This is a genomic window from Ramlibacter sp. (assembly GCF_041916345.1).
Classification (GTDB): domain Bacteria; phylum Pseudomonadota; class Gammaproteobacteria; order Burkholderiales; family Burkholderiaceae_C; genus Ramlibacter.
Map to the genome: position 1 here is coordinate 1 of NZ_JAYRZR010000139.1, position 6,890 is coordinate 6,890.

General features: G+C 71.6%; 10 protein-coding genes. 7 read left to right on the top strand and 3 right to left on the bottom strand.

Annotated features, from left to right (window positions below; all coding sequences use genetic code 11):
• Positions 1-238 (top strand): endoribonuclease YicC domain-containing protein (locus ACE3T5_RS20520; protein WP_374669968.1); only part of this gene is annotated, 238 nt, incomplete at its 5' end.
• Between the two features lie 113 nt (positions 239-351).
• On the opposite strand, the gene ACE3T5_RS20525 is transcribed toward ACE3T5_RS20520, so the two are convergent.
• The 3 genes from ACE3T5_RS20525 to ACE3T5_RS20535 form a co-directional block, all read right to left on the bottom strand.
• Positions 352-1,473, bottom strand: coding sequence for a putative 2OG-Fe(II) oxygenase (locus tag ACE3T5_RS20525; RefSeq protein WP_374669969.1), 1,122 nt, complete (start codon positions 1,471-1,473; stop codon positions 352-354).
• 32 nt (positions 1,474-1,505) lie between these two features.
• Complete coding sequence (locus ACE3T5_RS20530; RefSeq protein WP_374669970.1) at positions 1,506-2,051, bottom strand: SRPBCC family protein; 546 nt, start codon at positions 2,049-2,051, stop codon at positions 1,506-1,508.
• 65 nt (positions 2,052-2,116) lie between these two features.
• The gene (locus tag ACE3T5_RS20535; protein WP_374669971.1) at positions 2,117-2,608 is read right to left on the bottom strand and encodes an SRPBCC family protein; all 492 of its coding nucleotides are present in this window, start codon (positions 2,606-2,608) and stop codon (positions 2,117-2,119) included.
• A gap of 123 nt (positions 2,609-2,731) precedes the next feature.
• On the opposite strand from ACE3T5_RS20535, the gene ACE3T5_RS20540 reads away from it, so the two are divergent.
• The 6 genes from ACE3T5_RS20540 to rpoZ are packed head-to-tail and all read left to right on the top strand — an operon-like array spanning position 2,732 to position 6,716.
• Positions 2,732-3,145, top strand: coding sequence for a cupin domain-containing protein (locus tag ACE3T5_RS20540; protein ID WP_374669972.1), 414 nt, complete (start codon positions 2,732-2,734; stop codon positions 3,143-3,145).
• Between the two features lie 9 nt (positions 3,146-3,154).
• Complete coding sequence (locus tag ACE3T5_RS20545) at positions 3,155-3,856, top strand: RNA polymerase sigma factor (RefSeq protein ID WP_374669973.1); 702 nt, start codon at positions 3,155-3,157, stop codon at positions 3,854-3,856.
• A 16-nt stretch (positions 3,857-3,872) separates the two neighbouring features.
• Positions 3,873-4,712, top strand: a complete 840-nt coding sequence (locus ACE3T5_RS20550) for a cupin domain-containing protein (RefSeq protein WP_374669974.1) — start codon at positions 3,873-3,875, stop codon at positions 4,710-4,712.
• Between the two features lie 33 nt (positions 4,713-4,745).
• Entirely contained in the window at positions 4,746-5,867 is a 1,122-nt protein-coding gene (locus ACE3T5_RS20555; RefSeq protein ID WP_374669975.1) for a glycosyltransferase family 4 protein, read from the top strand.
• An 8-nt stretch (positions 5,868-5,875) separates the two neighbouring features.
• Positions 5,876-6,496, top strand: a complete 621-nt coding sequence (gene gmk, locus ACE3T5_RS20560) for a guanylate kinase (RefSeq protein WP_374669976.1) — start codon at positions 5,876-5,878, stop codon at positions 6,494-6,496.
• A 16-nt stretch (positions 6,497-6,512) separates the two neighbouring features.
• A complete protein-coding gene (gene rpoZ / locus ACE3T5_RS20565; protein ID WP_374669977.1) occupies positions 6,513-6,716 on the top strand; it encodes a DNA-directed RNA polymerase subunit omega in 204 nt (67 codons plus the stop codon).
• The last annotated feature ends 174 nt before the right edge of the window (positions 6,717-6,890 follow it).

Sequence of the window (6,890 nt, forward strand, 5' to 3'; positions counted from 1 at the left end):
CATCCGCATCGACGTGGCCGAGGAGCTGACGCGCCTGGCCGCGCACCTGGACGAGATCGAGCGCCTGCTCAAGAAGGGCGGCGAGGTCGGCAAGCGCCTGGACTTCCTGATCCAGGAGCTGCACCGCGAGGCCAACACGCTCGGCTCCAAGTCCGCCACGCTGGAGCTGACCCGCATCTCGGTGGACATGAAGGTGCTGATCGAGCAGATGCGGGAGCAGGTGCAGAACCTGGAGTGAGAGGCGGGCGCGCAGCTGAAAGCGCTGGGGTTGCACCCCAGCCTATGAATACCAGGCTACGGTTGTTCGCGTAGGCTGGGGTGGAGCGCAGCGCAACCCCAGCGTTCCCGCGTTCACCCGCCGACTCCCACCACATCAAACGCCAGACTCACCCGCCCCGGCGCCGCCGCCGGCCCGGTGGAATGCCAGTAGTACGACGGGAACAGTACCAGCGTCCCCTCTTCCGGCCGCACCATCTGCACCTGCAGGCTGGCGGGGGGTCGCGTGTAGGCATAGGGGCTGGCGCGGCCGATCTCCAGCCAGCCGGCTGGCGGCTGCGCGCCCACGGCATCGGCCGGCATGCGCGGGTAGTACACGCCGCTCAGCCAGGCAGCGGGGTGGATGTGCGGGTTCTGGTGGCCGCCCTCGTCCAGCAGCACGCCCCAGGCGCGCACCGTCCAGCGTGCGGGCCGCATGCGCACCCACTCGTGGTCGGGCGCGACCGCGGTGACCCGGTCCGCGTGTTCGGTGATGGCTTCGTGCAGTCGCTGGAAGAGGGCCTCCATCGCCGGTGAAACCTGCGGATCGAGGTGCACCGTCTGCTCGCCACGCTGGGTGGTCTTGCGTTCGCGCACCACATCCACCCGCGCTGTTGTTTCCATGCTCTCGCACAGGGCCGGGTTCAGCGCGGTGGTACCGGTGAACGACACCTGCTGGTCAAACCGCCGCGTCACGCGCAGCAGCGAACCGAAGGCCATGAGCGCCTGGTAGTCGGCCTCACGCCCAAGTTCCTGCAACGCCGTGGCGTGCGCGGCGAGCGGCGCGACGGATGCGGGGAAGGCCGCACGCCACGCCTGCGTGGCCGAGACCAGCGCCTGCGCGTCACGCAGCTCCACCATCCGCGCCAGGAAGGTGCCGATCAGCACCGCGGGGCCACCGAGCTGCGTGGCCACGGCCTGGATCTGCGTGCGGGCCTCCTCGGCGTGGCCCAGCCTGGCAAGCGCCAGCACCTGCATCGAACGGGCGTCGATGTGGGCGGGGTCCAGCGCCAGCGCCTCGCGGAAGCGGGCCAGGGCCGCCGCCGGATCACCCAGCAGGTAGTCGCACATGCCAATGGCCATCTGGCTCCGCGCGCTCGGGCCGACGACCTGGGCCGCCTGCTCGAAGGCGACACGCGCCGCCTGGGCATCACCCGCCTGCAACGCCTGCGCCCCCTGTGCGAACAGGGCTTCGGCGGAGGCGGCTTCAGGGGTCATGGGACCAGGCAGTCGATCAACGACTGCCAAGCCTACCGCATCGCTTCGGCGGGCCGCGCCTCGGCCTGCAGTTCCGCCAGGTGCCGCCGCAGGCCCGCCTCGCCGGCGCGCATCACGGCGTCATGGTTCCAGCGGAACAACGGCGCCAGCAGCGGGGTCAGCCAGCGCATCCAGCGTGTCGCGGGTGTCACGCGCCAGTAGTAGGTGACGTGAGTGCCGCCACCATCCTCCCGCAGCAGCCACAGGCCTTCGCCCTGCAGCTGCCCGCGCGAGCGGCCGCGCAGCAGCTGGTTCGGCACGCACTCCACCGCCTCCACCTCGATCGCCAGGCTGTACGGCAGGCGCGTGCGCCAGTCGATGCGGCGGATGGCGCCCACGCCGTCGGCGCCGCCCGCGCGCACCGTGCGCACGCCGCGCACGTAGGGCCACCAGTAGGGCCAGAAGGCGGGCTCGGTGAGGGCCGCCCACACCGCCTGCACGGGTGCGTCGATGCGCCAGTGGCTCACCAGGTCGAAGCTCGGGCCGCGGCGCGCGGGCGTCACGTCCCCTGCGGCGGCGGCACGCGTAGCGATGCGCACGCCGCTCACTGGACTACCCTCCGTCCTGCGGACTGCGGGATTCGCCTTCGGAACGGCCGTGCGGCTCATGCCGCCACCATGCGCGGCGCGGCGGCCGGATAGCCCCGCTGCTCCAGATCGAACTTGTCCTCCAGCGCGGCGGCTTGCACCTCCTTGCGCACCTGCCAGCGCAGCAGCGGCTCGATGACCGGGCCGATCACGGGCGGCAGCGGCAGGCGGATGGTGATCGCCACCTCGGTGCCGGCCTGCCCGTCGCGCGCCTTCGGCTCGAAGCGGAACCGCAGGCTGCCACCCTGGTTGAAGCCTTCCACGGACAGATCGTCGATGCTGCCGTCGGCCGCGATGCGGCGCTCGAACACGTCCCGCTGCAGGATGCCCAGCAGGCTCACCTCCTGCACGAAGCGCGCGCCGTCGGGGCGCCGCTCCAGCACCTCGAAACGCAGCTTGGGGTGCACGTTGGCCTGTACGTGATGATCCAGATCGGCGAACTGCGCGCGCACCTGGGCAGGCGCGGCGGCAATCCATTCGTGATGCACGACTTCGGCGAAGCGGGTCATGGTCTCTCCTCGTGGGGTTGGAACACGGCAGCCTTACGTCGGCGGCGCTGGCCCGGGATGCATGCCCGAGCGGGCGCAGCGGGCTTGCATCCAGCCGCGCCGCGCCCGCGTACACCCTTCACCATGGACCTGACGCTGCGCCCACCCCCGCCCGCACGGGCCCGTGCCATGCGGCACCGGCTGCTGGCGCGCGTGGCCGATGCGGATGCCACGCACCTCACCATCGACGCGCAGGACGGCGAGTGGCAGCCTTTCCTGCCGGGCGTGCGCATCAAGGTGCTGCGCGAGCAGGCCGGCGTGCTCTCGTACCTGCTGGAGCTGCAGCCCGGCGCCAGCCTGCCGCCGCACCGGCATCGGGTGGATGAGGAGTGCGTGGTCGTGAGCGGCCGCATCCGGGTCGGCACGCAGCATGCCGTGCAGTCCGGGGGCTATCATCTGGCGCATGCGGGTGCCCTGCATGCGCAGGTGCACACCGACACGGGCGCGCTGATCTTCCTGCGCGGCGCCATTCCCGGCTTCGACGACCTACTGGAGTGATCCGCCCGCATGGACCCGGCCCTCGAATCCGCCGCCACCGACCCGGCCGCCGGGCCGCCCGTGGAGGCCGACTTGCCGCCGGAGGCCGACCTGCCCCTGGCCGCCGAAGCCGCGCCCGAAGACGAGGCCGCGCGCGAACGGGACCGCCAGCTCACGGCCTGGCTGCTGGCCATCGTGGACCTCGACGAGCGCGCATTGACCGCGCTGTACGACGCCACGGTGCACCGCGTGTACGGCTTCGTGCGCTGCATCGTGCGCAACGACGCTTTGGCCGAGGAGGTGGTGGAAGACGCCTACTTCCAGGTCTGGCGACAGGCCGTGCGCTACGACAGCACCCGCGGCCGCCCCATGACCTGGCTGCTGGCCATTGCCCGCAGCCGCGCCATCGATGCCCTGCGGCATGAAGCCCGCTTCGCCGCCGACTCGCTGGATGCCGAGGAGGCACCCGCCGTCGCCGACGCCACCTCGCCCCCTGCCGACGAACTGCTGGCACTGGCACGCCAGCACGCCGACTTGCACCAGGCGCTGATGCTGCTGGGTCCGCAGCCGCGGCAGCTGGTCTCGCTGGCCTTCATGCGCGGACTGAGCCATGAGGAGATCGCCGATCAGATGCGCCTGCCCCTGGGCACCGTCAAGTCGCAGATCCGCCGGGCGCTGATCACGCTGCGCGACCGGCTGGGTGGCGAGCCCTTCATGGCGTCGGCCACCTGAATCAAGAGGATTCGCCATGCGTCCCCCGCTGTCCCCCCTGCCGATGCTGGACCCGCCCGATCCGGTGCGGGATGCCCTGTCGCCGGAACTGCTGGCGCTGCTCGCCCGCGCCCAGGAGGCCGCCGATGCCCCGCCCCCGGCCCTGCGTGACCGCCTGGCCCGGCGCGTGGCCGGTTCCGCCGCTGCCGCCGCACCCATGCAGACGGTGCGCGCGGACCGTACGCCGTTCACGCCTGTGGCACCCGGCGTGCGCGTGCTGGTGCTGCACACGCACGATGCCGCGCGGCCGCTGCGCCCCGGCGAGCCGCTGGCCGCCCGCCTGATCGAGCTGGCGCCCGGCAGCCAGTGGCACGGCCCGGATGCCGGCATCCACCATGAGTGGCTGGTGCTGCGCGGCACGGCCACCGTGGGCGGCGAGACACTGGCGGAACGTGACTTCCACGTCGTGCCCGCGGGCCACCCGGCGCGGCCAGTCGCATCGGCCGATGGCGCCCTGCTGTTCCTGCGCGAGTCGCCCTTGCCCGCGCAGCCGGGCGACCAGCCGCTCACCGTGCGGGATGCCGGCGCGCCCTGGCCCGACTACGGCCCCGGGATCCGCCGGCGCGTGCTGTGGACGCGCGACGGCGAGGCCGCGATGCTGTACTACACCGATCCCGGCGCGATGGTGCCGAATCACAGCCACGGCCACGACGAGGAATGCCTCATGGTCCAGGGTGAGCTGTATCTCGACGACGTGCTGCTGCGCGCGGGCGACTACCAGCTGGCGCCCGCCGGCACCGGCCACCGCCTGACCGAGACGGACACCGGCGTGGTGATCTACGCCCACGGCGATCTGGATCTGCAGTTCATCGGCTGAAGGGCGCGGCCGGACTGCCTTAGCATCCGGCCCTTGCGCATCCACTACGTCGATCCCGCTCTCATCGGCCGGCCCGGCCACCATTTCGACTGGGCACGCCGCCTGCTGGCTGCCCTGGCCGCGGCCGGCCATGCCGTGCAGGCCTTCATCCACCACGACGCCACGCCGGACGTGCGCGCGGCGCTGGCGCCGCATGCGGGCGTGGTGCCGCTGTTCCGCATCAGCCCGTACACCGACGCGGCCCAGCTGGACCCGGTGAGCGGCCCGCTCGCGCACTACACGGCCTCCCTGCTGGGCCTCCCCGCGCGCCTGGCCGCGCTGCCGCCCGCGGACCTTTGGCTGTGGCCCACGCTGACAGCGGAACAGCTGGTGGCCATCGGCCTCGCACGGGTCCGCACACCGGTCGCCGGGTGCATCCACTTCCCGCCGGAGATGCTGTCGCCGCTGGCGCCCATGGCCTGGCGGCACGGCGCCCAGCTGGTGGCGGCCGCCGGCCTGCCCGTGCGCCTGGGCGTGACGGTGCGCGAACTGGCCCCGCTGTTCGAGCCGCTGCTGGGCGCCAGCCTGCCGGAACTGCCGGTGATGGTGGAGCCAGCCGCCCTCGCGCCCGTGCAGTCGCCGCCGCGCACCCTTGGCTTCTTCGGTGACCACAACCCGCGCAAGGGCCTGCATCTGCTCGACACGCTCGTCACGCGCCTGCTGGCGGACGGCTGGCAGGTGGTGCTGCAGGACGCATCGGGCCGCGTGAGCCCGCGTCAGCCGATGCCCGGACGCCTGCAGGTCCTGGGGTACGTCGACGACCTGCCCGCTGCCATGGCCGGCTGCGATCTGGTGGTGGCGCCCTACGACCCCTTGGCCTATCGCGCCATGGGCTCCGGTGTGGTGTGGGATGCCGTCTCGCGCGGGATTCCGGTGGTGGCGCCCGCTGGCACCGCGCCAGGGCGCTGGCTTGCGGCGCATGGCGCGGGCGTCACCTTCGCCGCGCAGGAGCCCGCCGCCATCCTGCAGGCCATCGCCACCGCGCGCGAGCAGCATGAGGGCCTGCGCCTCGGCGCCCGCAGCGTGGCCGAGGCATGGGCCGGCCAGCATGGCACGCAACCCTTCCTGGCGGCGCTGATGGGCCCGCCCGTCGGGCCGGCGGGCCCGACCCGGTAAACTTTCGCATGGACTATCCGGGAAACCTGTTCGTGGTGGCGGCCCCCAGCGGCGCCGGCAAGTCGAGCCTGGTCAAGGCGCTGCTGGAGCTGGATTCGCGCGTGCTGCCCTCGGTCTCGCACACCACCCGCCCCCCGCGCGGCCAGGAAAAGCATGGCCGCGAGTACTTCTTCGTCTCCGACGAGGAATTCGATCGCATGGTGCTGGCAGACGCCTTCGTGGAGTGGGCGCATGTGCACAGCCGGCGCTACGGCACTTCCAAGAAGGCCATCGAGGACCGCATCGCGCATGGGTCGGACGTGATCCTGGAGATCGACTGGCAGGGCGCACTGCAGATCCAGCGCATCTTCAACAACGCCGTGCTCATCTTCGTGCTGCCGCCCAGCCTGGACGAACTGCGCTCGCGCCTGGAGCGCCGCGGCGAGGACAGCGCCGACGTGATCGACACCCGCATGCAGAATGCGGTGACCGAGCTGGCGCAGGCCAAGGAATTCGACTTCGTTATAATCAACGAGTTATTTGAGCGCGCGCTTTTTGACCTGAAAGCGATCGTTCATGCCCAACGCCTGAAGTACGCCGCCCAGCGCCGCGCCCGTGGCGCCACCTTCCAGGCCCTCGGCATCCTCTAGCCCCCGGAGATTTCACATGGCCCGCATCACCGTCGAAGACTGCCTGCAGCAGATCCCCAATCGTTTCCAGCTCGTGCTGGCGGCCACCTACCGCGCCCGCATGCTGAGCCAGGGCCACGCGCCCAAGATCGAAAGCAAGAACAAGCCCGGCGTGACCGCCCTGCGCGAGATCGCCGAAGGCAAGGTCGGGCTGGAGATGCTGAAGAAGGTGCCGGGCTGAGTCGCTTCGCCTCCCCGCGCAGAAGGCCGCCCTCGGGCGGCCTTGTCGTTTCTGGGGCGCGGCATCGCTGATAGGGGTAGGAAAGGGCCAAGGCCCTCCCCTCCCTCCGAACCGTACGTGCAGTTCTCCCGCATACGGCTCTCCGGTCGAGAGTTGATCCTCATCGGGATTGGC

Excerpts from the sequence above, each read along its gene's own strand:
- ACE3T5_RS20550 (WP_374669974.1), top strand. The coding sequence starts at position 3,873 with ATGCGTCCCCCGCTGTCCCCCCTGCCGATGCTGGACCCGCCCGATCCG.
- ACE3T5_RS20535 (WP_374669971.1), bottom strand. The coding sequence starts at position 2,608 with ATGACCCGCTTCGCCGAAGTCGTGCATCACGAATGGATTGCCGCCGCG.
- ACE3T5_RS20545 (WP_374669973.1), top strand. The coding sequence starts at position 3,155 with ATGGACCCGGCCCTCGAATCCGCCGCCACCGACCCGGCCGCCGGGCCG.
- ACE3T5_RS20525 (WP_374669969.1), bottom strand. The coding sequence starts at position 1,473 with ATGACCCCTGAAGCCGCCTCCGCCGAAGCCCTGTTCGCACAGGGGGCG.
- gmk (WP_374669976.1), top strand. The coding sequence starts at position 5,876 with ATGGACTATCCGGGAAACCTGTTCGTGGTGGCGGCCCCCAGCGGCGCC.
- rpoZ (WP_374669977.1), top strand. The coding sequence starts at position 6,513 with ATGGCCCGCATCACCGTCGAAGACTGCCTGCAGCAGATCCCCAATCGT.
- ACE3T5_RS20540 (WP_374669972.1), top strand. The coding sequence starts at position 2,732 with ATGGACCTGACGCTGCGCCCACCCCCGCCCGCACGGGCCCGTGCCATG.